This is a genomic window from Microbacterium sp. A93 (assembly GCF_051842835.1).
Genome location: NZ_JBPXMT010000001.1, coordinates 721006 through 743853, shown reverse-complemented (window position 1 = coordinate 743853; position 22848 = coordinate 721006). Strand labels below are relative to the sequence as shown.

The window sequence follows — 22848 nt, the reverse complement described above, 5'->3', positions numbered from 1 at the left end:
GTAGCCATGCCGCGTTCGCCGGTGCACGTAGACTGTGGAGGTCATGTCCTCTGTCTTCGATTGCCGCGATGAGGCACAGTTGCTTGCCGGAATGCGCCACGCTCGTCAGGCGATTGCCCGCGGTGAGCTCATCGTCCTGCCCACAGATACCGTCTACGGTGTCGCCGCCGATGCGTTCGCGCCGGCGGCCGTCAGGCGACTGCTTGAGGTTAAGGGGCGTGGACGCAGTCAGCCGCCGCCCGTGCTGGTCGCGAACCAGTCAGCGTTGGCGGCTCTCGTGGAGTCGATTCCCGAGCCGGTGCAGCGTCTGGTAGACGAGTTCTGGCCCGGCGGGCTGACCATTGTTCTTCCTGCGCAGCCCTCGCTGTCGTGGGACCTCGGTGACACGCTCGGCACGGTCGCCGTGCGCATGCCGGATCTGCGTCTTGCGCTGGAATTGCTTGAAGAGACCGGCCCACTGGCCGTTTCCAGCGCGAATCTCACGGGCAAAGCAGCAGCGGTGTCCGCTGCGGATGCCCAGCGGATGCTGAAGGACGGTGTCTCGGTGTACCTCGACGCAGGATTCAGCGAGACCGGTATCGCCTCGACGATCATCGATGCGACCTCTCTTGTTCGTCGTGGCCCGGATGACCCCACCGAACCGCGTGTGCGCATACTGCGTGAGGGAGCGATCTCCCGGCAACAGTTGGAAAGCATCATCGGTGATCTGCTGGAGCCCGCTCCTGAGCTGGCACCTGAGCCCGATCGCGGGGGCGAATCTTTGGCTGAGCCGGATCCGTCGTCGGATGGCACGGCGTGAAGCAGTACCTCTTCACGATCATCCTCACCGCGACCGTCACGCTCGTGATGTCGTGGGTGGTCTGGCAACTCAGTCTTCGCTTCAAGCTCTATCCCGGCATCCGCGAACGCGATGTGCACACGACCCCGACGCCGAGACTCGGCGGTGTGGCGATGCTGCTCGGAATCGCAGCCGCCATCGGAGTTTCATCGGCGAATCCGTTCTTCAGCATCATGTGGGTGCCGCCGCAGACGATGTGGGCGGTGCTGGGAGCAGCGGTGCTCATCGCCGTCGTCGGTGTGATCGACGATCTGTGGGATCTCGACTGGATGATCAAGCTGGGAGCACAGTTCCTTGCTGCCGGCATCATCACTGTGGTCGGAGGCCTGCAGATCCTCGCGCTGCCGTTGGGCGACATGATCATCTTCTCGAGCTGGCTGAGCATCGCAGTCACGATGTTCGCGATCGTGATCGTCATGAACGCCGTCAACTTCATCGACGGTCTCGACGGCCTCGTCGCGGGCGTCTGCCTGATCGCGAACGGCGTGTTCTTCGCCTACTCGTACATCCTCACGCGCGACACCGGCGCCAGCAGCTACTTCAACCTGGCGACATTCCTCGCTGCGGTGGTGATCGGTGCCTGCATCGGATTCCTGCCGTTGAACTGGAGCCCGGCGAAACTGTTCATGGGCGACTCGGGTGCACTCGTCCTGGGGCTGCTGATGGCCACCTCCGCGATCGTGCTGACGGGCCAGATGTCTTCCAGCGCGATGAACCCTGAGGAGTTCGGTCGTTCGCAGTTGCTGGGGGCGTTCATTCCGATCCTGCTCCCACTCGTGGTCGTCATGCTGCCGCTGCTCGACTTCGGGCTTGCGGTGTTCCGTCGCATGCGGGCGGGGAAATCACCGTTCTCCCCGGACCGCAAGCATCTGCATCATCGGATGCTCGACCTCGGGCATCGCGACCGGGATGCCGTCCTGATCTTCTATGCCTGGACAGCAGTGATCTCACTCGCGGTTCTGCTGATGTACGTGGGCACGAGCGAGGACTGGCCGGGGCAGTATCTGCCCGGCGTTGCCTTCGGAGTGATCGGAATCGCCGCCTGCCTCGTTGTCACCCTTCTTCCCACCCACAGAGCGCCCAGCGCGCCCACCGAGCCGACACCCTCCTTGGAGACCCGATGAGCGACACACCCGAACATAAGACCCCCGCGATCACCCCAATGCTGCGGAAGGTGCTGATCTGGACGGGGATAGCAGCCATCGTGCTGATCATCCTCGGCGGTGGCATCGGATTCCTCACCGTCGGCACAGACGGCCTGTGGAGCGGACTGACCGGTGTCGGTCTTGCCATCTTCTTCCTCGCACTCACCCCGCTGAGCGTGCTGATCGCCAACCGCTGGTACGGCAAGGAGATGTTCGCCACGGTGTTCTTCGGCATCGTGATGGGCGGCTGGCTGCTCAAGCTCGTGCTGTTCATCGTCGCGATCGTCATTCTGCGCGACCAGACGTGGGTTGTCCCGCTGATCATCTTCCTCTCGCTCATGGCGGGCGTCCTGGTCAGCCTTGCGATCGATGTGTTCGCCTTCACGACGATGCGGATGTCCTACGCATCAGACGTTTCTCTTCCGGAAACCAATCCCGAAGAGCCGGAAATTAGCTCTGATAAGCCCGAAACTGGCGCTGAGAAGCTGGAAATTCGCCCCGAGGACCACAACGATTCGTGAGCCTGGGAAAATCTTGATAGTCTAAATCTGAGTTCGCTGGGCAAGCTTTCGCGTCGTGTGAAATGCTCTGATTCAGCTAGAACTCCTCACCCAAACGTCGCCTCGATCTTGATCGGCGCCCCGAAGCTGGAGCAACGTTGACTCACGCCACGAGCCTCCTCGTCCGATTCGCAACGGATGAATTCCACCCACCGTCGATCTCAGAGTTCTTCCCGGAGATCCTCTTCAGTATCGGCCCGCTCTCGGTGCATCGCATTCACCTGGTGCAGTTCCTCGCCACCCTTGCCGTCGTCCTGATCCTCTGGCTCGGCACGCGCAAGCTCAAGTTGGTCCCCGGCCGCGGCCAGGGCGTCATCGAGATGCTCTTCGACCTCGTGCGCGTCAACATCGCTCACGACATGATTGGCAAGAAAGACGGCGACCGTTTCCTGCCGTTGCTGACCACGATCTTCTTCATGGTCCTGTTCTTCAACATCACAGGTGTCATCCCGTTCTTGAACATCGCGGGAACGAGCATCATTGCGGTGCCGTTGTTGTTGGCCGTCATCTCATACTTCACCTTCATTTACGCAGGTGTGCGCAAGAGCCCGTTGGGCTTCATCCGCAACTCGCTCTTCCCCCCTGGGGTTCCGCCGGCTCTGTACATCATCGTCGCGCCGCTGGAGTTCATCTCGACCTTCATCGTTCGACCGGTCACGCTCACGCTGCGACTGCTGATGAACATGATGGTCGGCCACCTGATGCTGGTGCTGTTCTTCGCGGCGACCCAGTTCTTCATCTTCTCGATGGGCGGCTTCTGGACGGTACTGGGTGCGGGCACGCTCGCATTCGGCTTCGCGTTCACGGCCTTCGAGATCCTGGTGGCTTTCCTCCAGGCATACGTCTTCACTATCCTCACCGCGGTCTACATTCAGCTCGCAGTCGCGGACGAACACTAATCGGGGCGCTTCGGCCCCCTCAATGAAAGGAAGAATCCGTGGATTCTGTTTCTGTTCTCGCCCAGATCAACATTGACATCACCGGCTCGATCGCCAACATCGGCTACGGTCTCGCGGCCATCGGTCCGGCCATCGGTGTGGGTATCGTCGTCGGTAAGACGATCGAGGGCGTCGCACGCCAGCCTGAGCTGTCCGGCAAGCTCCAGGGCACCATGTGGATCGGTATCGCCTTCACCGAGGCGCTTGCGTTCGTCGGTATCGGCGTGGCGTTCCTCTTCGGCTACTGATCCGTTCCCACCACACGTAAGGAGACAGGATGCTGAACGCTCTTGTCACGCTCGCAGCCGAAGAAGCGGAGCACAACCCGCTTCTTCCGGCGATGTACGACATCGTCTGGTCCGCGGTTTGCTTCGTCATCATCCTGGTCGTGGCCTGGAAGGTCGCGCTTCCGAACGTGGCGAAGATGCTCGACGAGCGGTCCGCCGCGATCGAGGGCAACATCGCCAAGGCTGATGAAGCTCAGAAGCAGGCGGAAGTGGCTCTCGAGGAGTACACCCGTCAGCTCGCTGAGGCGCGCACCGAGGCCGGTGAGATCCGTGAGGCTGCCCGTGAGGACGGCAAGAAGATCGTCGCCGAGGCGAAGGATGCTGCGACCACTGAGGCCGCACGTGTCACCGTCGCAGCTCAGGCTCAGATCGAAGCAGAGCGCCAGACGACGCTCGTCGCGCTTCGCTCTGAGGTGGGCACGCTCGCCATCGACCTCGCCGGTGGCGTGGTTGGCGAGACGCTCTCGGACGACGCCCGTGCGACCGCTGTTGTCGACCGCTTCCTCGCCGACCTTGAGGCAGCAGAAAAGGCGGCCAAGTAATGGGCAGCGCGACCACTCAAGCACTCGCGGCTTCGACGGCGGCCCTCGCTCAGGCGAAGGGCGTCACCCTCGACACGGCCGGTGAGCTCTTCACCGTGGCGCGTCTGGTGGGCGAATCCGGACAGCTGAGCGGCGCGCTTGCCGACCCGGCTGCTCCCGCAGGTCTGCGGGAGCAGGTCGTGACCTCGGTATTCAGTGGCACGTCGGATGTCACGCGCCAACTGGTCACTGCTGCCGTCAGTCAGCGGTGGTCCGATGCCGACGGCCTTATCGCCGGCATCGAGGAACTCGCGATCCGCGCTGCGGCTATCGCTGAGCCCAAGGCAGATATCGAGGGGGAGCTTTTCTCCTTCCTTCGCATCATCGCCGCCAATGCAGAACTCGAGCTTGCGCTCGGCGGACGCCTGGGCGATAACACCGCGAAGGGCGGCCTCGTCGAGACGCTGCTCGGTGGCAAGGTAAGTGCTCCGACCACGCTGATCGTCTCGTCGCTGGTGCGCCAGCCGCGTGGCCGCCGGGTGCGTCAGCTCCTGAACCGAGCGATGAAGATCGTCTCGGCACAGGGTGGGCGCATCGTTGCCACTGTGCACACCGCATCACCGCTGTCAGCTGCTCAGCGCACTCGCCTCGGCGAGTCGCTGGCGAAGCGCTACGACGGCCAGATCTCGATCAACGAGGTCATCGACCCCACTGTCGTGGGCGGACTGCGAGTGCAGGTCGCCGACGACGTCATCGACGGCAGCATCTCCGCGCGGCTCGCCGAACTTCGACAGAAGCTCGCGGGCTAATACGATTTCGCGCGGGGAACCGCGCAGACTCTCTCAATACAAAGGGAAGACAATGGCAGAACTATCGATCAGCCCCGACGTCATCCGCGACGCGCTGAAGGACTTCGCCGCTGCGTACGAGCCCACAGGCGCCGCAGCGACCGAGGTCGGCACAGTCGTGGATGCCGCTGATGGCATCGCCCACATCGAGGGCCTGCCCGGCGTCATGGCGAACGAGCTCCTGACGTTCGCCAACGGCACGCAGGGCCTCGCACTGAACCTTGACGAGCACCAGATCGGTACCGTGGTGCTCGGTGACTTCTCCGGCATCCAGGCGGGCCAGGAAGTTCGCCGTACCGGCGAAGTGCTCTCCGTTCCCGTCGGTGACGGTTACCTGGGCCGCGTCGTCGACGCGCTCGGAAACCCGATCGACGGTCTCGGTGCGATCGCTTCGGAAGGTCGTCGCGAGCTCGAGCTCCAGGCACCTGGTGTCATGCAGCGTAAGAGCGTGCACGAGCCGATGCAGACCGGCATCAAGGCGATCGACGCGATGATCCCCGTCGGCCGTGGCCAGCGCCAGCTGATCATCGGTGACCGCCAGACCGGCAAGACGGCCATCGCGATCGACACGATCATCAACCAGAAGGACAACTGGGCCTCCGGCGACACGAACAAGCAGGTTCGCTGCATCTACGTCGCCATCGGCCAGAAGGGCTCCACGATCGCTTCCGTCAAGGGTGCGCTCGAGGACGCCGGTGCGCTTGAGTACACGACGATCGTCGCTGCTCCCGCATCCGACGCTGCCGGCTTCAAGTACATCGCTCCCTACACGGGTTCTGCGATCGGTCAGCACTGGATGTACGCGGGCAAGCATGTCCTCATCATCTTCGATGACCTGTCGAAGCAGGCCGAGGCTTACCGCGCCGTTTCGCTGCTTCTTCGTCGTCCGCCGGGCCGCGAGGCATACCCGGGTGACGTCTTCTACCTGCACTCTCGTCTGCTCGAGCGTTGCGCGAAGCTGTCCGACGAGCTCGGTGCCGGTTCGATGACGGGTCTGCCCATCATCGAGACCAAGGCCAACGACGTCTCTGCGTACATCCCGACCAACGTGATCTCGATCACCGATGGCCAGATCTTCCTGCAGTCCGACCTCTTCAACGCCAACCAGCGTCCAGCGGTCGATGTGGGCATCTCGGTCTCGCGAGTCGGTGGTGACGCTCAGGTCAAGAGCATCAAGAAGGTCTCCGGAACGCTGAAGATCGAGCTTGCGCAGTACCGCTCGCTTGAGGCCTTCGCGATGTTCGCGAGCGACCTTGACGCGACTTCGCGTCGTCAGCTCGACCGTGGCGCGCGTTTGACCGAGCTGCTCAAGCAGCCGCAGTACTCGCCGTACCCGGTTGAAGACCAGGTCGTGTCGATCTGGGCCGGTACCAACGGAAAGCTCGACAAGATCGAGGTCTCCGATGTGCTGCGCTTTGAGCGCGAGCTTCTCGACCACCTGCGTCGCAACACCAAGGTGCTCGACACCCTGCGTGAGACGAACGTTCTCTCTGACGACACCGTTGCCGAGCTCAACAAGCAGGTGGACGCGTTCATCCTTGAGTTCCAGGGCGGCAACGGCAAGTCCATCGGTGCCGTTGGCAACGAGGCGCACGCTGCGGCTGAGGCGGAAGACGTCAACCAGGAGAAGATCGTCAAGGGTCGTCGCGCGTAATCGCGTGAGGAACGGAAAACATGGGCGCTCAACTCAAGGTCTATAAGCAGAAGATTTCTTCTGCTCAGACGACCAAGAAGATCACGAAGGCGATGGAACTCATCGCGGCTTCGCGTATTCAGAAGGCGATGGCGCGTGTTCGCGCGTCGTCGCCCTTCGCGCGCGCCGTGACTCAGGCCGTCTCTGCCGTCGCGACATATTCCAATGTCGACCACCCGCTCACCCGTGAGCCAGAGACGATCACGCGCTCCGCCGTCGTGGTCTTCTCCTCGGACCGCGGCCTTGCCGGTGCCTTCAACTCGCAGATTCTTCGCGAGGCGATGGAACTGGGTGAGCTCATCCGCTCACAGGGCAGCGAGCCGGTGTACTTCCTCGTCGGACGCAAGGCCGTCGGGTACTTCCAGTTCCGTGGCATCAAGGCTGCGGCCGAATGGACGGGCGACACCGATACTCCGCAGTTCAAGACTGCGGAGGAGATCTCGGCGTCACTGCTCGAGGCGTTCAACCGTGGCGGCGACGATGGCGGTGTGGATGAACTCCACCTCGTCTACAACCGCTTCGTCAGCATGATGACGCAGACGCCCGAGACTGTGCGCCTGCTTCCGTTGGAGATCGTGGAGAACGAAGCTGCGGTCGAACCGAGTGGAGCGGTGTACCCGCTCTACGAGTTCGAACCGGATGCCGAGACCGTGCTTGACGCGATCCTGCCGGTGTACATCCAGAGCAGGGTCTTCAACGCCCTGTTGCAGTCGTCGGCCGCCAAGCAGGCCGCGACGCAGAAGGCGATGAAGTCGGCCAGCGACAACGCTGACAAGCTCATCACCGACTACACCCGTCTGCGCAACAACGCGCGTCAGGCGGAGATCACGCAGCAGATCGCTGAGATCGTCGGCGGTGCCGACGCCCTCTCCTCGAGCAAATAGACCATCAAGAAAGAGACGAAGATATGACCCCCACCGCCACAGCTGAGGCTGGGACCGCGGTCGTCGGGCGCGTCGCACGCGTCACGGGCCCGGTCGTCGACATCGAGTTCCCGCACGACTCGATTCCTGACATCTACAACGCGCTGAAGACCACCATCGTCATCGGCGAGGAGTCGACCGAGATCACCCTCGAGGTTGCACAGCACCTCGGCGACGATCTGATCCGCGCTATCGCATTGAAGCCCACCGACGGCATCGTCCGCGGCCAGGAAGTGCGCGACACCGGTGAGCCGATCTCGGTTCCCGTCGGTGACGTCACAAAGGGCCGGGTCTTCAACGTGATCGGCGAGGTGCTCAACGCCGAGCCTGGCGAGCAGATCGAGATCACCGAGCGGTGGCCGATCCACCGTCAGGCTCCGCCCTTCGACCAGCTTGAGTCGAAGACGCAGATGTTCGAGACCGGCATCAAGTCGATCGACCTTCTCACCCCGTACGTGCTGGGTGGAAAGATTGGACTCTTCGGTGGTGCAGGTGTCGGTAAGACCGTCCTCATCCAGGAGATGATCCAGCGTGTCGCTCAGAACCACGGTGGTGTCTCCGTGTTCGCGGGTGTCGGCGAGCGTACCCGTGAGGGCAACGACCTGATCCACGAGATGGAAGAGGCCGGTGTCTTCGACAAGACCGCCCTCGTCTTCGGCCAGATGGATGAGCCGCCGGGAACGCGTCTGCGCGTCGCCCTTTCGGCTCTGACGATGGCGGAGTACTTCCGTGACGTGCAGAAGCAGGACGTGCTGTTGTTCATTGACAACATCTTCCGCTTCACGCAGGCCGGTTCCGAGGTATCCACGCTGCTGGGTCGTATGCCCTCCGCTGTGGGTTACCAGCCGAACCTCGCCGACGAGATGGGCCTCCTTCAGGAGCGCATCACCTCGACCCGTGGCCACTCGATCACCTCGCTGCAGGCGATCTACGTCCCCGCCGACGACTACACCGACCCGGCTCCGGCCACGACGTTCGCGCACCTTGACGCAACGACTGAGCTCAGCCGTGCGATCGCGTCGAAGGGCCTGTACCCGGCCATCGACCCGCTGACGTCGACCTCGCGCATCATGGACCCCCGCTACCTAGGCGAGGACCACTACCGCGTTGCGACCACGGTCAAGCAGATCCTCCAGAAGAACAAGGAGCTGCAGGAGATCATCGCCATCCTCGGTGTCGATGAGCTCTCTGAGGAAGACAAGATCGTCGTGTCGCGTGCACGTCGCATCGAGCAGTTCCTCTCGCAGAACACCTACATGGCGAAGAAGTTCACCGGTGTTGAGGGCTCGACGGTTCCGCTCAAGGAGACCATCGCGTCGTTCGACGCGATTGCCAAGGGCGAGTTCGACCACGTGGCTGAGCAGGCATTCTTCAACGTCGGCGGCATCGGCGACGTGGAAGAGAAGTGGGCTCAGATCCAGAAGGACAACGGCTGATCATGGCGCTCAATGTCAGCCTCGTCTCTGCAGACGCGGAGATCTGGACGGGACAAGCGACACTCGTCGTCGCCAAGACCGTCGAGGGTGAGATCGGCATCATGACCGGCCACGAGCCGATCCTGGCCATCCTCGCTGAGGGCCAGGTACGCATCACCCAGCTGGACGGTACCAAGGTGCTCGCCAACGCTCAGGATGGTTTCCTCTCCATGGAGGGAAACCAGCTGACGGTTGTCGCGGGTAACGCGGCGCTCATCGCCTGAAACAACTCATCGCGGACGCGTCCGCCCATCATCCTTGAGATGTTGGGCGGGCGCGTTCTCGCCTGTGGAGCTCATGAAGATCCTGCTTCCTCCCTCTGAGACCAAGCGCGCCGGTGGCAGTGCAAAGCCGCTCGCCTTCGAGGCTCTCGCGTTGCCAGTGTTGTCCGCACAGCGCGTTGCCGTCGCCGACGCGCTCATCGCGTTGGCACAGGATCCCGTCGAGGCGCGCCGCGTGCTCAAGCTGAGCGATCGACAACTCGGCGATATCGAACACAACGCGGCGTTGCGCTCCGCGCCCACGATGCCGGCGATCGATCGTTATACCGGTGTGTTGTACGACGCGCTGGATGCTACGGCACTCGACGCCAAGGCACGGCGCTGGCTCGGGCAGCACGTGTGGATTCACTCGGCGCCGTTCGGCCCGATCGGCGCGCTCGACCGCATCCCCGCATACCGGCTCGCCGCAGGAACCTCCCTGCCCGGTGTGCCGCCATTGCGCCGGCACTGGGCGGATGCGACATCCGCGGCGATGGCACAAGAGGAAACGTCCTTCATCCTCGATTTGCGCAGCGAGGCGTATGTCGCACTCGGTCCGTTGCCGGCATCCCTTCCCTCCGCGTACGTGCGGGTAGTCACAGAGCACGGACGCGCCCTCAATCACTTCAACAAGAAGGCGAAGGGGGAGTTGGTTCGTGCGTTGTCTGAAGATCGCCCACGTGTGCGGGGGTTCAGCTCTTTGCAGGAGTGGGCGGCCACGAGAGGAATCATCATTCGTTCGGGGGAGCAGCTCGGAGTTATCGAGCTCGTCGTCGCGTCCTGATCCGACACGGCGAGGCAGACGGGTGCGCTGGCCCAACAGGCACGCTAATGTGTGTCACGCGACGCGGAATGCGTCGCTCACTCCATGGAGGGGCTAATGGACTCTTACTACAACGACAGCGGCGCTGCGGCGGCCGTGCTGGTCGTGATGATGCTGTTCGGCTTTATTTTCGCCATCGCCGGATATGTGCTGACTTCGCTGTTCCTGATGAAGATCTTCGAAAAGGCCGGTGTTCAGGGCAAATGGCGCGCGTGGGTCCCGGTGTACAACGCGATGGTCTTCCTCAAGCTCGGTGACATGAGCCCCTGGCTGATTCTGTACGGTGTCGGTGCAACGATTCTGCTCGGCTGGGTTCCGGTCATCGGCCAGATCGTCGGCATCGCCGCCGGTGTGCTCATGGTCCTCGCCGCATACCGCGTGGGTCAGAAGCTGCAGAAGGAGGGCGCATGGGTCGTTCTCTACATCTTCCTGTCTGTCATCTGGCTCGGCATCAACGCCTTCGACAAGTCTCGATGGAACACGCAGATTCCTCCTGCCCCGTGGGCCGGTAACGCGTTCTTCGGCGACCGCACGGTCTGGGATGGCGTTCCGGTTCAGTCCTCAGCACAGGCCGCTCCCGGCTACGGAGCAGTGCCTCAGGGCTACGGTGGCGCACCGCAGGGCTACGCGCCGCCGCAGGGTTACCAGCCGCCAGCAGCTCCTGGCTACCAGCAGCCGGCAACCCCCGGATACCAGCCTCCGGCCGCACCGGCCACGCCTCCCGCAGCCCCGGCGGCTCCGGCAGTGCCTCCCGTGACACCGCCGCCGGCCGCGCCGGGGACGCCCCCGGCACCGCCCACCGCGCCGCCTGCCGCGCCGCCGGTTCCGCCCGCACCGCCGGCCGACCCGACTCAGCCGTCTGCGTGATGGGTTGAGCTCTGCCAGCAGAGCTCAAGGTCGGCTGCAAGCCTGAACGAAGGACTCTCGATTTGATCGAGGGTCCTTCGTCGTTTTGCCGTCCATACTCCGATAACGTTGATGCATGGTCATGTCGCAGCGACTCAGCGCACACAGTGCACAGTTCCACTACGATGTCTGATTATCCTGCGGCTACCCGAATCGCCGCTTTCACCCCGGAGGCTTCCTTTGTCTGAGACGACTACGCACACTCAACGCGTTGTCGTCGCCGACGGTGATGAGGTCGTTCTGACGTGGGCGGGGATCACCGACACTGGCCGTCGCCGTGACAACAACCAGGACGCGTTTCTTGCCCAGTATCCGCTGTTCGTCGTCGCTGACGGTATGGGCGGCCATGCGGGCGGCGAGGTAGCCAGTCAGAGCACGATCGCTCAGTTGCAGGAAGTCGTCGACTCAGGTTCGGTGACGACCAGTGCGATCGAGCGTGCACTCGAACGGGCCGTCGCAGACATCGCGTCGCATCCGGAGACCACGGACGAGGGTACCGGAACGACGCTGACCGGCATTTTCCTCGAATCATCCGCAGACGAACCACGGTGGGTGTCGCTGAATATCGGTGACTCGCGGGTATACCTGCTGCGCGAAGAGCGCCTGGTGCAGGTCACGACGGATCATTCCGTGGTTCAGGAGCTGATCAGTTCTGGCAAACTCAGCCCAGAAGAGGCGGAGAGTCACCCCTACAGCAACGTCATCACCCGTGCCGTCGGCGCCAGCGAACTCAACGCCCCTGACTACCTCGGCATCGAGGTTCTCGACGGCGACCGTTTCGTCATCTGCTCGGACGGGTTGACCAAAGAGCTCACCGATTACGGCATCCAGCACTTCTTGCGAGAGCAGTCGGATCCGGCAGCCGCAGTGGATGCGATGCTGGCGGCGGCACTGGAGAACGGCGGGCGTGACAACGTGACGCTGATCATCGTAAAAGTGACTCGTACCGGGACAGGAATTGTCACCGACGAGGTTGTCACATCGGTGATCCCGACCGTCGATGACTCTTCCTCCACAGCGGAGCAGTCCGCCGAATAGTCCGGCAGGGCTGTGCACAACGGCATCCGTCGATATCGGATGCCGTGCAATAGGGGGTATGGACCTCGAACCGCTGACGCTTCCTGCTGGAGCCGCAGCACCCCGCAAACAGCCGGTGCCCGTGCTCGCAGCCGTCGTGCCGATCGCTGCGGGTGTTGTGCTGTGGCTGGTCACAGGATCGATCTTCTCGTTGTGCTTCGCCGCTCTCGGTCCGTTGATGATCGGCGCCTCTCTGCTGGACGGCCTGCGAACTAAACGTCGCGATCGGCGAACAGCCGCAGAGGATGAGACTGCCGGGTGGCGACGTGCCGAGCAGGAGCTGCGGCGGCGGCACCAGCGGGAGCGCCGAGAGCTGCGACGCGTGCATCCGGATGCGGCGGCGAGCATACAAGATCCGCCGCTTCGCGACCTCCAGTCGGTCGACGACACCACACCATTGGTCATCGGTGCAGGGTCGCAGCGCAGTGCGTTGCGGGTCACGGGAGATGAGAGCGAACGGGCTCGAACTTTCCGAGAACGCGCGGCCAACGTCACCGACGTTCCTATCGTCGTGGCGATGCGGCGCGGTGTCTGCTTCCGAGGCCCGACACCGATAGCGTCGGCCGCCGCGCGAGCTCTCATCGTTCAGCTTTGCCTGCGGCATGCTCCGGCGCAGCTCGCGTTGGTGGGCAACGGCCTGGAGCCACTGGGGCTCAATGGATTTCCCCATGCCGGGCGGCCTCGTCGTGGTGCGTGGCGACTCGCCGTGGTTCTGGGAGAGGGTGATGACGCGGATGCCTCGGCTCAGGTGCGGGTATGCGGCGTTGGAGGCGATGTGCCAGAGGGGGTGACAACGGTTGTGGATTGCACCGGCCCCGCGCATGCGCGCCTTCGAACCGGCGCCGGCGTCGAGGAGATCGCGATGGAGTGTCTCTCTCGGGCGCAGGCCGTGGCCATCGCGTCCAGCAGCGTCGAACGAGAAGGTGATGTCGCGCAGTTGCCAGACAGCGTCGCCCTGGCAGATCTGATGATGACGTCAGTTGATGACGCGCAGGGGCTTCGCGCCGCGATTGGACGCACGGAGAGCGCGGACGTCATCCTCGATCTCGTCGAGGACGGCCCACACGCCATCGTGACCGGGATGACGGGGTCAGGCAAGAGCGAACTTCTTGTCACGTGGATCGCGGCGATGGCCAGATCGCACGGTCCAGAAGAAGTGGCATTCGTGCTCGCTGACTTCAAAGGCGGGACGGCTTTCGATCCATTGCGGGCGCTGCCGCATGTGGCCGCGGTGATGACCGATCTCGATGAAGAAGGCGCCAGGCGCGGTGTGCAGAGTCTCACGGCCGAGCTGCGACGCCGAGAGGCGGTTCTTGCAGAGCTGGGTGCGCGCAACATCGCTGAAGCACACGGGCAGTTGCCACGCCTGGTGATCGTGGTCGACGAGTTCGCTGCACTCTTGCAGGAGCATCCCGATCTGGGGGCGGTGTTCACTGACATCGCGGCTCGAGGGCGAGCGCTGGGCATGCACTTGATCCTCGGCACGCAGCGTGCGGCAGGTGTAATCCGTGACGCTCTGGCTGCGAACTGTCCGCTGCGAGTGAGCCTGCGCGTGACAGAGGCGGCTGACAGTCGCCTCGTCATCGGATCAGATCACGCGGCTGAGCTTCCGGGCGGATCCGGCTCACGCGGACTCGCGTTCGTGCGTCGCCCGCAAGACTCGGAGGCTGTAGCCGTCCGCATCGCGCTGGCGGGGGCCGCAGATCTACGCGGAGCCGCAGCGCGGTGGGAGAGCGCAGCGGAACCCGCGAGTCCGTGGCTGCCGTCGCTTCCTGCGCAGCTCACCCTGGACGAGCTGCGTAACGGGACTGTCCCTGACGGCTCGCTGTTCCTCGGGCTCGTGGACGAACCAGAGCGACAACGCCAAACGCCGAGAATGCTGCGTCCTGGTATTGACCGTGGCATCGCGGTGATCGGTGGCAGCGGATCAGGCAGGTCAAGCGTGTTGCGGGCGCTGGCCGCGCAGAGTGACCGGTACGTCCTGATTCCTGCTGATCCTGAGCGTGCGTGGGATGCTGTCGCGGAGCTTGCCGAAGGAGGCCAGGGGAGCGCGGATCTTGTTCTGTGCGATGATCTCGACCAGCTGACGGCATCGTTCCCTGTCGAGCACGCGCAGGTGTTCATCGATCGCTTCGAGAAGCTGGTGCGCTCTGCTGCCGTGCGTGGATGCACAGTCGTGGTCACCACCGGGCGCGCGTCCGGGCAGAACGCTCGCGTCGTAGACGCCCTGCCGACGCGGATGTTCCTGAGGATGGGCACCAAGATGGAGCACCTCGCAGCAGGCGGCGACAACGACGGCTACCGCCGCGACCGACCGGCGGGGCGTGCGCGCATCGACGAACTTGAGCTGCAGATCGCGTGGAGCCCGGATGCGGCGACCGCTCTCTCAACGGATGCGAGTGACACCGCCACTCGCACGTGGACGCCGGCCGCCGCGCTCGTCGGGGTCATCGCGCCCGGGGTGCGTCGTGTCGTCGAGTGCCTGCGCGGGGCGTTCCCAGAATACGTAGTGGTGCCGGTGAGCGATCGTAGTCCGGACCCAGCCGCGTTGCCGCAGCAAGGGTCGGCAGTTTCGTTGTCATCACGCCCGGTGCCGACGATCCTGGTCGGCGATGCCGAGAGCTGGCAGCGGCAGTTCGCTCAGTGGCAACGCATCCGGGTCGAAGGAGAGATGCTGATCCTCGCCGAGTGCCAGAGCGAGCTCCGGTCCCTGGCTGGATGGCGCGAGCTGCCACCCTATGCCGAGACGCATATGGGACGAGCCTGGGCTCTCCACGACGGTGCGTCACCACAACGTGTGATCGTTCCAGGGCTGAACGGACGGTGAGGGTGTCAGCCCCTCAGATTCCGGCGCCGGGACGGATCATCCCGACGTCGATCCCTCCGCCGAGGACAGTGAGGGGAAGAGCTGTGGCGAGCACGGCGACATCCGCCTCGCTGAGCGCCCCGGTACGAGCGAGTAGCGTAGCCGCCACGATCGTTGACGCCCGCGACGAACCATCGAGCATCTTCAACGCGACAGTGGCGCCGTTCGGGGCAACCATGACCATGATTCCCTCGGCGCCACCCTTGGCGAACACTCCGAGAGTCTCAATCGCGACCGTGTCCGGTTTGCCTGGGCCTTCGATGGTCCACGGGTTCTCCTTGACGGCGCGGACGAGAGTGCCGGCAACGCGGTGCAGTGCGAACGGCGAACGCTCGGAGGCCGTGCCGATGCGGTGGATGCCACGGGCGAGACCTGAAAGCGTCATGGCGTGCACGGGGGCACCGCAACCGTCCACAGAGGTGTGGGCGATCTTCTCGCCGGTCAGTCGCTCGACAACTTCGCGGATGTGCAGCTGTAGCGGGTGTGAGAGGTCGAGATATCCTTCGACCGGCCAGCCGGTTGCTACGCAGGCGCGCAGCATCGCTGCATGCTTACCGGAGCAGTTCATACGAATACGCGTTTGCTGGCCGTGCTCGCGGACGAGTTCGTCACGGCTGGCGCTGTCACTAGGCCATGCCGATGGGCACGCCAGGTCGTCTTCGGTGAGGCCACCTGCCATGAGCACCTCACGCACGACATCGGCATGCCGATCGGTGCCGACGTGGCTTGCCGTCGCGAGGGCGAGCTGCTCACCGGCCAGATCTGCACCGGCCGTGATGCACGCAACGGCCTGCAGCGGCTTCAGGCTGGAGCGGGGGAGGATCAGCGCGTCGGTGTTCCCCAGCTTTCGGAGAACCTCTCCGTCAGGAGAGAGCACGATCGCCGCCCCCGAGTGGCGGGATTCAATGAGCCCGCTTCGTTCGACGACGGCAAGTTCGACAGCATCCGCGACAGTGAGAGTCTCCAGCACCTCACAAGCCTAGCCCCGTCGGCTTTCGCCATGATGGTGGCGCACCGTGCCAGACTGACGCCATGAAGCTCGGCGAACATCATTACGCACTCACGGCGACGTGGGACGGCAATCGAGGCAGTGGCACCAGCGGGTACAGAGACTACTCCCGAGACGTCACGATCGCGGTCGAGGGCAAGCCGCAGCTGCTGGCATCGGCAGACAGACCATTTCGAGGTGATCCGCAGCGCTGGAATCCTGAGGACCTGCTGCTGGCCGCGCTGTCGGAGTGTCACCTGCTGTCCTACCTGCACGCGTGCGTGACTGCCGGTGTCGTCGTGGTCGCCTACCGCGACAGTGCGAGCGGTGTGATGACCGAGGACGGCAATAGCGGAGGCGCGTTCACCGACGTCCTGCTCCGGCCGCAGGTTGTCGTGGCCGACGCATCGATGATTGACGCAGCTCAGCGTGCGCACGATGACGCACACCGTATGTGCTTCATTGCGAACTCGGTGAACTTCCCGGTACGCCACGAAGCGACCATCACAGCGGTGGCGTAGGGTCAGCGCCGTTCGTGGGGCAGAGCCTGTTTGATCTTCTCGAGCGCGCCCTGCGCAGGCGGCTCGTTGTAGACGCCGGCGAGTTCCTGACCGCTGAGCGCGTGGATCGCCGTCATGATCTGATCGGTGGCGAGGCGGCGCGCTTTGCCGCTTGTGGAGGGGCCGTGCACTGACACATCGATCGGATCACCGAATCGGACGGTGATCCGCTTCGTCATCGACGGCATCTTGGCGTCCCTCGGCATCACCGTGTCGGTGTCGATGAGGCCGACCGGAACCACCGGTGCGCCTGTCTGCAGAGCGAGGAAGGCGACGCCGGTGCGCCCCTTGTAAAGCCGTCCGTCTGAGGAGCGGGTGCCCTCCGGGTAGAGCGCGACGGCCAGCCCCTCATCAAGCAGCTGCCGCTGCTGGTCCAGCGCGTTGAGCGCCGCTTGACCCGCACCACGGCGAACGGGGATCGCGCCGATCGATTGGAAGAACTTGCGCATCATCGTGCCGCGGAACCCGGTTCCTTCGAAGTACGTCGATTTTGCCAGGAAATGCACCGGGCGGGGTGCGGCGACGGGAATCGCGATCGAGTCGATGAAAGACAGATGGTTGCTTGCAAAGATCACGGGCCCGGTTGCGGGAACTTTGCTGCGGCCCTCGACACGCGGCCGGTAGATGACGCGAGCGACGGCGCGACCGGAAGCATAGATCGCCCCCGCATGGCGCGGTGTCGCGGACTTCTCTGCGTCGGTTTCCGCTACGTCAGTCCCCTTTGCTTCCGGTTCCGGGGTCGTCTCAGGGGTCGACTCGGGATTTCCGGACTGCTCAGAGGTCATCAGATCAGGCTACTCCGCGATTCATGCCTTCAGTGGCATGCGCCAGAGGCACAGTTATTCATGCCGAACAGAGGTGCTTCTCAGCCGAGGCAAAGGCGAATGGGAGAGTATTGGGCCGTCCCTCCCTACGATCTTGAGGTCTCACTGTGCGCAATCGTTCGCTAATCGCTCTTTCTGCTATCGCCGCCGCAACCCTGCTTCTGGCCGGGTGTGCTGGCACCAAGGGCGAGACGGGTGAGGATGTCGAGCCCACGGCGAGTGATCTCTGCTCGGCCACGGTCGAGTCGGGTGCAGCGGCCGAGGGAGTCAGCATCGATGGCGATTTCGGCACTGCGTCGACCGCGACCTTCGAGCTCGGACAAAAGGTTGACGAAGCGCAGCGCACAGTGCTCAGCGACGGCGACGGCGCCAAGATCTCCGAAGGCGACTACGTCAGCTACGCACTCAGTGCCTTTGACGGCGAGACCGGTGATCGCATTGGCGACGCCGGATACGTCGGTGGCGAACTCCTCCCCGTTGCCTTGACGGCGGATGCTCCGTTGGGTCAGCTCATCGGCTGCGCGAGCGTCGGCTCGCGCCTGTCGATCGTGTTCCCCACGACGGAGCAGGCTGCCGCACAGTTCTACATCCTCGATGTTCTCGACATTGTCTCCGCGGCCTGGGGCGAGGAGCAGGCTCCCGTCGAAGGCATGCCGATCGTCACCCTCGATGAGGATGGCGCACCCACGGTTGAGATCCCGGATGCTGCTGCCCCCACAGAGCTGCAGATTTCCGTGCTCAAGGAGGGCGACGGTGTTGCTGTTGAAGACGGCGACACCACTCTGCTCCAGTACCACGGCGTGGGCTGGGACAGCGGTGAGGTCTTCGACTCTTCTTGGGCGAATGGCGCGCCGATCTCAAGCGAGGGCAACGGCTACGTTCCTGGCTTCGTCCAGGCACTCGCAGGACAGAAGGTCGGCTCGCAGGTGCTCGTCGTCATCCCGCCGGCACTCGCGTACGGCGAGGGCGAAGTCAACGACGCTGACCTGAAGGGCCAGACTCTCGTCTTCGTGATCGACATCCTCGCGACCATGCACCCGGTGGCTGCCGCCGAGTGAAGTTGCGCGTCGGGGCATAGGCTGGCGGCATGCGTCGCATCATTGTTCTCGGCTCCACCGGCTCTATCGGCACCCAGGCGCTTGACGTCATCCGATCCAATCCCCGTCGCTTCGAGCTGGTGGGACTGGCTGCCGGCAGCAACTCAGAGCTTCTGAATCAGCAGGCAGAGCAGTTTCAGGTCGATGACACGGCGCTCGGGGCTGAGCAGGCAGAGCAGCTCGTTCGCGATGTGGAAGCGGATGTCGTCCTCAACGCGATCACCGGATCGATCGGGCTCGGCTCGACACTGGCAGCGTTGAAGGCAGGGCGCACGCTCGCCCTCGCGAACAAGGAGTCGCTGATCGTCGGCGGCGCGCTCGTCACGGCGGCCGCAGCCGAAGGACAGATCGTGCCCGTCGACTCCGAGCACTCGGCGCTGGCGCAGGCGCTGCGCTCCGGAACACACGATGAGATCCGTCGACTTGTGGTCACCGCATCCGGTGGACCGTTTCGCGGACGCACTCGCGAGCAGATGGTCTCCGTCACGCCAGCCGAGGCGCTCGCGCATCCCACCTGGAACATGGGTCGTGTCGTCACGACGAACTCTGCGACGCTCGTCAACAAGGGGCTGGAGGTCATCGAGGCGCACCTGCTGTTCGACGTCGACTATGACGACATCCAGGTCGTGGTGCACCCGCAGTCGATTGTGCACTCGATGGTCGAGTTCATCGATGGCTCGACGATCGCGCAGGCATCGCCACCCGACATGCGGCTGCCGATCTCGCTCGCGATGGACTGGCCGCACCGTATCGGCGGTGTCGGACGGCCGTTGGATTGGACGCAGGCGAGCAGCTGGGACTTCGAACCGCTTGACGACGAGGCATTCCCCGCCGTTGCGTTGGCGAAGAGCGTCGGCCGCGCTGGTCGCACGTTCCCCGCAGTGTTCAACGCAGCCAACGAGCAAGCTGTAGACGCGTTCCACGAGGGCCGGCTGCCGTTCCTGGGCATCGTCGACACGATCGCGCGCGTCGTAGATGCGCACGATTCACCGGACCAGCTGACCGTCGAGTCCCTTGCCGAGGCTGAGGCCTGGGCCAGGGCAACGGCAGATCAGCTGATCACCAAGGCCTGAGGTCACACCAGATCGTCGCGCGACGAGCATCGCTGCGAAACAGCTCCGCTCAGTCGGGGTAGGGCACCGGCCAGTGCGGCTCTGGTACCGGCCACCCGGCATCTCGGAGCGCGCGCCGTGCAAGCTCGCGGGCTGAGTATGGCGTGCGGACGCCGCGAATGTCGCGGTAATCCTGGTGTCCTGGGCCTGCCCAGAGAATTGCGTCTCCTTCGCCGACCAGACCGACTGCGGCAATGATCGCCTTCTCCGGCGGCGAGAACTCGTGGATCTCCGCATCCGGCTGCGCCAGACGAGCGCCCTCGATCAGGGTCGCACGGATGGATTCGGGATTTTCGAAACGAGGATGGTGATCGGTCACGACGAGGATGTCGCTGCCTTCGACCGCCGTGCGGCCCATGTCATGGCGCTTGGTCGCGTCACGGTCGCCATCGGCGCCGAACAGCATCACGGTGCGACCGGGGGTCACGCGGCGGATAGCGGCGAGTGTCTTCTCGAAGGCATCGGGGGAGTGTCCGAAGTCGACGAACACTGCCGGGCCTGTTTCACCTGAGACGAGCTCGGTGCGTCCGGGCAAGTACGCGTTGATGTGGCCGTCGCGCTCGAGAGCCGCGGTGATGCGCTCCCAGGAGTAGCCGCCCTCCAGCAGCATCACGATCGCGAGGGCTGCGTTGGCCGCCATGTGCGGGCCGATGACAGGAACGACAGTGGTGAGCGTGCGGCCAGCGGGTCCGGCCATCGTGAAGCGGGTTCCGCGCTGGCGCTCCTCATCAATCGTGACGACCCAGTCGGCTCGTGCCGCGCTGTCAGCGTCGGCTGCGATCGCAGGCGTGCCGACGGTGACCACGGGGATCTCTGAGGCAGCCACCACATCAACGCCGGATGCTGAGTCGAGGCAGATGACCGCGCGACGTGCGCGGTCGGGTGTGAATAAAGGCAGCTTTGCCTCGAAGTACTCCTGCATATCGACGTAGTCGTCGAGGTGGTCGTGGCTGAGATTAGTAAACCCTGCGACATCGAAAACGATGCCGTCCACGCGCTTGCGAGACAACGCCTGCGCACTGACCTCAACGGCCACAGCCTCGACGTCACGCTCACGCATCAGCGCGAGAAGCGCATGCATCTCGGATGCCTCCGGCGTGGTGAGCCGGGAAACGATGACCTCGCCGGCGATATGGCGCTCTGCCGTGGACGACAGGCCGGTGACGACGTCAAGCTGGCCGAGGATGCCTTCGAGCAGATGCGAGACGCTCGTCTTGCCGTTCGTGCCGGTGGTGGCGAACAGCAGTGGCAAGCTGTCATCGGCGCCGGTGCCGTAGACCCAGGCGCTGAGCGAGCCGAGGATTCCCCGGGGGTCATCGACGATGACGATCGGCACCCCGGTGTCGGCGGCGATCTCAGCGCCGGCATGATCGGTGATGATCGCGACTGCGCCCTTCGCCACTGCGGCGACGGCGAATTCGGCACCGTGCTTGTTGATTCCTTGGATGGCGACGAACGCTTCGCCGGCACGCAGGTCGGCGGTGGCGAGTGTGATTCCGGTCAGGAAGACGCCGGCGAGGTCACCGCGGGTGGCAGTGGCAAAGCGCTCGGCGAGATCCGTCAGCGACCGCTGTGGCGGAGCGTCGGGACGGAGCACGGGAGGAAGGCTGGGCTGAGTGGTCGACATAGCACTTCAATGTTCTCACGAGCCGCTGACAGGGACGTGCTCGCGCACGTGTCGGGCGCGCCCCTGCCAGATTGCTCAGTAGACCCCTGAGGGGTTAGGCCGAGCGGCGGTACGCGAGCACCGCGACGATCAGCGCGGCAATGCCGGCGAGCAGCCCTCCAGCACCAAGGATCGTCCCGAGTGGGGCAGCGGCGGAATCTCCCACCTCTGCGGCTTCGTTATTCTGAGCGTTGCCGTGCTCACCGTGCGTAGCATCCGATGCGGTCTGATCGGCGGTCGTGACGGTCACGACGGGCGCCGGCGCATCGAGCTCGTGCGGATCAGCGCCATCCTCGGCGATCTCCACCCATTCGGCAACTCCCACCTCGCACTGCTGCTCCACGGGAAAGGCGAGAGCGGCTGGCGCGGCCTCTCCGAGGCGGATGGCCATGCTCGCGGCGCCTCGTAGATCGCTGGGGATCGGAGTGAGAGCGGTGTAGGTGACCGCCGAGACGAGGCCGTTGTCGGCGCGTTCGACGGCGATGTCCCAGTTCGCGTCGACGGTGGGTGAGACGGATGCCAGTCCCTCCGGCATCGTGATGCGCAGTGCAGTGGTGGGGGAGTTCTCACAACCGTGCGTGAACGAGAAGGTGATCACGGCGGAGCCGTCGGCCCGAACGGTATCGGGGCTGACTCCGACGTGTGCCTGTGCTACCGCGGGTGCAATCAGGACGAGGCCCGCTGCAAGAGCAGCGATGGTGGCGCCGCGGCGGGTGTATCGGAATTTTGATGTTCGGGAAGTGGGTGTCTTTGAGGACATGGGTGTTCTCCAGTGTGTGTGCGGGCGCACCGATGGCACGCGAAACCGCGAGAGGGTGTGTTGACGTGTGCGGCGCTCAGCCGCAGGAGAACACTGGAGGACCGCGTCGGGAGACGTCGCTTGTACGAGTCGCAGCGACGAAGGCGGGTGCCGTTTCTGGGCAGGATGCGGGAACCGGCCAGTCGCTGTGCAGGCGCGGTAGACGCACGCGCAGCGCAGCGCGGACCCAGTGTGCGATGCCGCGGAGTATCCGTTCGCCGCGCCACAGCAGGGCGATCGTCACGGCGGCAGCGAGGAGGTGGGCGCCGAGCATTCCGGCATCCGGTGCCACCGTCGACGTCAGCGGGCCCAACGCCATGACGTGCTGGTGTCCGGTGGCGATGCCTGGGGTGGTGAGCGTGGCACCCAGCGCGACGAACAGCACGTGGAAGATGGTCTGCGCGAGCAGCACGGTGACGCTCAACTTGCCAACGCTCAGGGTGCGGCCCACCAGCAGGGCAGCGACAGGCGTGAGAAAGACGCTCAAGGCGAGCACCAGCAGAGGATGCGGGGGTGCGCCGCCGCCGGTCGTGTGCGAGACGGCGGCAATGATCGTGGCGACCGACGAGGCGGTGGCTCCACGCAGGAGTCGCAGCTGCCGAGAAGTCACGGCTCTAGCTTATGCGGCGGATTCCTAGTTCG

The 22848-nt window shown here is 64.3% G+C and carries 23 protein-coding genes; 18 read left to right on the top strand and 5 right to left on the bottom strand.

The window, feature by feature from the left end; all coding sequences use genetic code 11:
* The first annotated feature begins 43 nt into the window (after window positions 1–43).
* The 15 genes from ACSU1G_RS03730 to ACSU1G_RS03660 all read left to right on the top strand — a co-directional run bounded on the left by ACSU1G_RS03730 (window position 44) and on the right by ACSU1G_RS03660 (window position 15121).
* Window positions 44–799 carry an L-threonylcarbamoyladenylate synthase gene (locus ACSU1G_RS03730; RefSeq protein ID WP_439278543.1) on the top strand — a complete coding sequence of 252 codons (756 nt, stop codon included), beginning with the start codon at window positions 44–46 and terminating at the stop codon, window positions 797–799.
* The gene (locus ACSU1G_RS03725) at window positions 796–1962 is read left to right on the top strand and encodes an MraY family glycosyltransferase (protein ID WP_439278542.1); all 1167 of its coding nucleotides are present in this window, start codon (window positions 796–798) and stop codon (window positions 1960–1962) included. The genes ACSU1G_RS03730 and ACSU1G_RS03725 overlap by 4 nt, the downstream gene beginning before the upstream one ends.
* Window positions 1959–2504 (top strand): hypothetical protein, encoded by a 546-nt coding sequence (locus tag ACSU1G_RS03720; protein ID WP_439278541.1) that lies wholly within the window; start codon window positions 1959–1961, stop codon window positions 2502–2504. Before ACSU1G_RS03725 ends, ACSU1G_RS03720 begins: the two co-directional genes overlap by 4 nt.
* Before the next feature lie 137 nt (window positions 2505–2641).
* Entirely contained in the window at window positions 2642–3442 is an 801-nt protein-coding gene (atpB, locus tag ACSU1G_RS03715; protein ID WP_439278540.1) for a F0F1 ATP synthase subunit A, read from the top strand.
* A 38-nt stretch (window positions 3443–3480) separates the two neighbouring features.
* On the top strand, window positions 3481–3729 hold the full coding sequence (gene atpE / locus ACSU1G_RS03710; RefSeq protein ID WP_439278539.1) for a F0F1 ATP synthase subunit C: 249 nt from the start codon (window positions 3481–3483) through the stop codon (window positions 3727–3729).
* A 29-nt stretch (window positions 3730–3758) separates the two neighbouring features.
* Window positions 3759–4310 (top strand): F0F1 ATP synthase subunit B, encoded by a 552-nt coding sequence (locus tag ACSU1G_RS03705; RefSeq protein WP_439278538.1) that lies wholly within the window; start codon window positions 3759–3761, stop codon window positions 4308–4310.
* Window positions 4310–5098 carry a F0F1 ATP synthase subunit delta gene (locus tag ACSU1G_RS03700; RefSeq protein WP_439278537.1) on the top strand — a complete coding sequence of 263 codons (789 nt, stop codon included), beginning with the start codon at window positions 4310–4312 and terminating at the stop codon, window positions 5096–5098. Before ACSU1G_RS03705 ends, ACSU1G_RS03700 begins: the two co-directional genes overlap by 1 nt.
* Window positions 5099–5150: 52 nt before the next feature.
* Window positions 5151–6791 (top strand): F0F1 ATP synthase subunit alpha, encoded by a 1641-nt coding sequence (atpA, locus tag ACSU1G_RS03695; protein ID WP_439278536.1) that lies wholly within the window; start codon window positions 5151–5153, stop codon window positions 6789–6791.
* Window positions 6792–6811: 20 nt separating this feature from the next.
* Window positions 6812–7714 carry a F0F1 ATP synthase subunit gamma gene (locus ACSU1G_RS03690; protein WP_439278535.1) on the top strand — a complete coding sequence of 301 codons (903 nt, stop codon included), beginning with the start codon at window positions 6812–6814 and terminating at the stop codon, window positions 7712–7714.
* 23 nt (window positions 7715–7737) lie between these two features.
* Entirely contained in the window at window positions 7738–9189 is a 1452-nt protein-coding gene (gene atpD, locus ACSU1G_RS03685) for a F0F1 ATP synthase subunit beta (protein WP_439278534.1), read from the top strand.
* A 2-nt stretch (window positions 9190–9191) separates the two neighbouring features.
* Entirely contained in the window at window positions 9192–9452 is a 261-nt protein-coding gene (locus ACSU1G_RS03680) for a F0F1 ATP synthase subunit epsilon (protein ID WP_439278533.1), read from the top strand.
* Window positions 9453–9525: 73 nt separating this feature from the next.
* On the top strand, window positions 9526–10272 hold the full coding sequence (locus ACSU1G_RS03675) for a YaaA family protein (protein WP_439278532.1): 747 nt from the start codon (window positions 9526–9528) through the stop codon (window positions 10270–10272).
* A gap of 96 nt (window positions 10273–10368) precedes the next feature.
* Entirely contained in the window at window positions 10369–11178 is an 810-nt protein-coding gene (locus ACSU1G_RS03670) for a DUF5684 domain-containing protein (RefSeq protein ID WP_439278531.1), read from the top strand.
* A gap of 219 nt (window positions 11179–11397) precedes the next feature.
* Complete coding sequence (locus ACSU1G_RS03665) at window positions 11398–12255, top strand: PP2C family protein-serine/threonine phosphatase (RefSeq protein ID WP_439278530.1); 858 nt, start codon at window positions 11398–11400, stop codon at window positions 12253–12255.
* A gap of 58 nt (window positions 12256–12313) precedes the next feature.
* Window positions 12314–15121 (top strand): FtsK/SpoIIIE domain-containing protein, encoded by a 2808-nt coding sequence (locus ACSU1G_RS03660; RefSeq protein ID WP_439278529.1) that lies wholly within the window; start codon window positions 12314–12316, stop codon window positions 15119–15121.
* 13 nt (window positions 15122–15134) lie between these two features.
* On the opposite strand, the gene ACSU1G_RS03655 is transcribed toward ACSU1G_RS03660, so the two are convergent.
* The gene (locus ACSU1G_RS03655; protein ID WP_439278528.1) at window positions 15135–16130 is read right to left on the bottom strand and encodes an asparaginase; all 996 of its coding nucleotides are present in this window, start codon (window positions 16128–16130) and stop codon (window positions 15135–15137) included.
* A gap of 62 nt (window positions 16131–16192) precedes the next feature.
* Here ACSU1G_RS03655 and ACSU1G_RS03650 point away from each other — a divergent pair, with 62 nt between their 5' ends.
* Window positions 16193–16669, top strand: a complete 477-nt coding sequence (locus ACSU1G_RS03650; protein WP_439278527.1) for an OsmC family protein — start codon at window positions 16193–16195, stop codon at window positions 16667–16669.
* Between the two features lie 2 nt (window positions 16670–16671).
* Here ACSU1G_RS03650 and ACSU1G_RS03645 read toward each other — a convergent pair whose 3' ends face one another.
* Window positions 16672–17493: a lysophospholipid acyltransferase family protein gene (locus ACSU1G_RS03645; RefSeq protein ID WP_439278526.1), complete on the bottom strand. Its 822-nt coding sequence runs from the start codon at window positions 17491–17493 to the stop codon at window positions 16672–16674.
* A gap of 146 nt (window positions 17494–17639) precedes the next feature.
* On the opposite strand from ACSU1G_RS03645, the gene ACSU1G_RS03640 reads away from it, so the two are divergent.
* On the top strand, window positions 17640–18590 hold the full coding sequence (locus ACSU1G_RS03640; RefSeq protein ID WP_439278525.1) for an FKBP-type peptidyl-prolyl cis-trans isomerase: 951 nt from the start codon (window positions 17640–17642) through the stop codon (window positions 18588–18590).
* 29 nt (window positions 18591–18619) lie between these two features.
* The gene (gene dxr, locus ACSU1G_RS03635; RefSeq protein ID WP_439278524.1) at window positions 18620–19702 is read left to right on the top strand and encodes a 1-deoxy-D-xylulose-5-phosphate reductoisomerase; all 1083 of its coding nucleotides are present in this window, start codon (window positions 18620–18622) and stop codon (window positions 19700–19702) included.
* A 49-nt stretch (window positions 19703–19751) separates the two neighbouring features.
* Here dxr and ACSU1G_RS03630 read toward each other — a convergent pair whose 3' ends face one another.
* The 3 genes from ACSU1G_RS03630 to ACSU1G_RS03620 form a co-directional block, all read right to left on the bottom strand.
* A complete protein-coding gene (locus tag ACSU1G_RS03630; protein ID WP_439278523.1) occupies window positions 19752–21368 on the bottom strand; it encodes a Mur ligase family protein in 1617 nt (538 codons plus the stop codon).
* Window positions 21369–21462: 94 nt separating this feature from the next.
* Window positions 21463–22167 (bottom strand): YcnI family copper-binding membrane protein, encoded by a 705-nt coding sequence (locus ACSU1G_RS03625; RefSeq protein WP_439278522.1) that lies wholly within the window; start codon window positions 22165–22167, stop codon window positions 21463–21465.
* A gap of 76 nt (window positions 22168–22243) precedes the next feature.
* The gene (locus ACSU1G_RS03620; protein ID WP_439278521.1) at window positions 22244–22816 is read right to left on the bottom strand and encodes a hypothetical protein; all 573 of its coding nucleotides are present in this window, start codon (window positions 22814–22816) and stop codon (window positions 22244–22246) included.
* Window positions 22817–22848: the final 32 nt, after the last annotated feature.

What these genes read in the sequence shown, in the direction of transcription:
- ACSU1G_RS03730 (WP_439278543.1), top strand. Translation starts at nt 44, where the DNA reads ATGTCCTCTGTCTTCGATTGCCGCGATGAGGCACAGTTGCTTGCCGGA.
- ACSU1G_RS03720 (WP_439278541.1), top strand. Translation starts at nt 1,959, where the DNA reads ATGAGCGACACACCCGAACATAAGACCCCCGCGATCACCCCAATGCTG.
- ACSU1G_RS03705 (WP_439278538.1), top strand. Translation starts at nt 3,759, where the DNA reads ATGCTGAACGCTCTTGTCACGCTCGCAGCCGAAGAAGCGGAGCACAAC.
- ACSU1G_RS03700 (WP_439278537.1), top strand. Translation starts at nt 4,310, where the DNA reads ATGGGCAGCGCGACCACTCAAGCACTCGCGGCTTCGACGGCGGCCCTC.
- atpA (WP_439278536.1), top strand. Translation starts at nt 5,151, where the DNA reads ATGGCAGAACTATCGATCAGCCCCGACGTCATCCGCGACGCGCTGAAG.
- ACSU1G_RS03690 (WP_439278535.1), top strand. Translation starts at nt 6,812, where the DNA reads ATGGGCGCTCAACTCAAGGTCTATAAGCAGAAGATTTCTTCTGCTCAG.
- atpD (WP_439278534.1), top strand. Translation starts at nt 7,738, where the DNA reads ATGACCCCCACCGCCACAGCTGAGGCTGGGACCGCGGTCGTCGGGCGC.
- ACSU1G_RS03680 (WP_439278533.1), top strand. Translation starts at nt 9,192, where the DNA reads ATGGCGCTCAATGTCAGCCTCGTCTCTGCAGACGCGGAGATCTGGACG.
- ACSU1G_RS03675 (WP_439278532.1), top strand. Translation starts at nt 9,526, where the DNA reads ATGAAGATCCTGCTTCCTCCCTCTGAGACCAAGCGCGCCGGTGGCAGT.
- ACSU1G_RS03670 (WP_439278531.1), top strand. Translation starts at nt 10,369, where the DNA reads ATGGACTCTTACTACAACGACAGCGGCGCTGCGGCGGCCGTGCTGGTC.
- ACSU1G_RS03660 (WP_439278529.1), top strand. Translation starts at nt 12,314, where the DNA reads ATGGACCTCGAACCGCTGACGCTTCCTGCTGGAGCCGCAGCACCCCGC.
- ACSU1G_RS03650 (WP_439278527.1), top strand. Translation starts at nt 16,193, where the DNA reads ATGAAGCTCGGCGAACATCATTACGCACTCACGGCGACGTGGGACGGC.
- ACSU1G_RS03645 (WP_439278526.1), bottom strand. Translation starts at nt 17,493, where the DNA reads ATGACCTCTGAGCAGTCCGGAAATCCCGAGTCGACCCCTGAGACGACC.
- dxr (WP_439278524.1), top strand. Translation starts at nt 18,620, where the DNA reads ATGCGTCGCATCATTGTTCTCGGCTCCACCGGCTCTATCGGCACCCAG.
- ACSU1G_RS03630 (WP_439278523.1), bottom strand. Translation starts at nt 21,368, where the DNA reads ATGTCGACCACTCAGCCCAGCCTTCCTCCCGTGCTCCGTCCCGACGCT.
- ACSU1G_RS03625 (WP_439278522.1), bottom strand. Translation starts at nt 22,167, where the DNA reads ATGTCCTCAAAGACACCCACTTCCCGAACATCAAAATTCCGATACACC.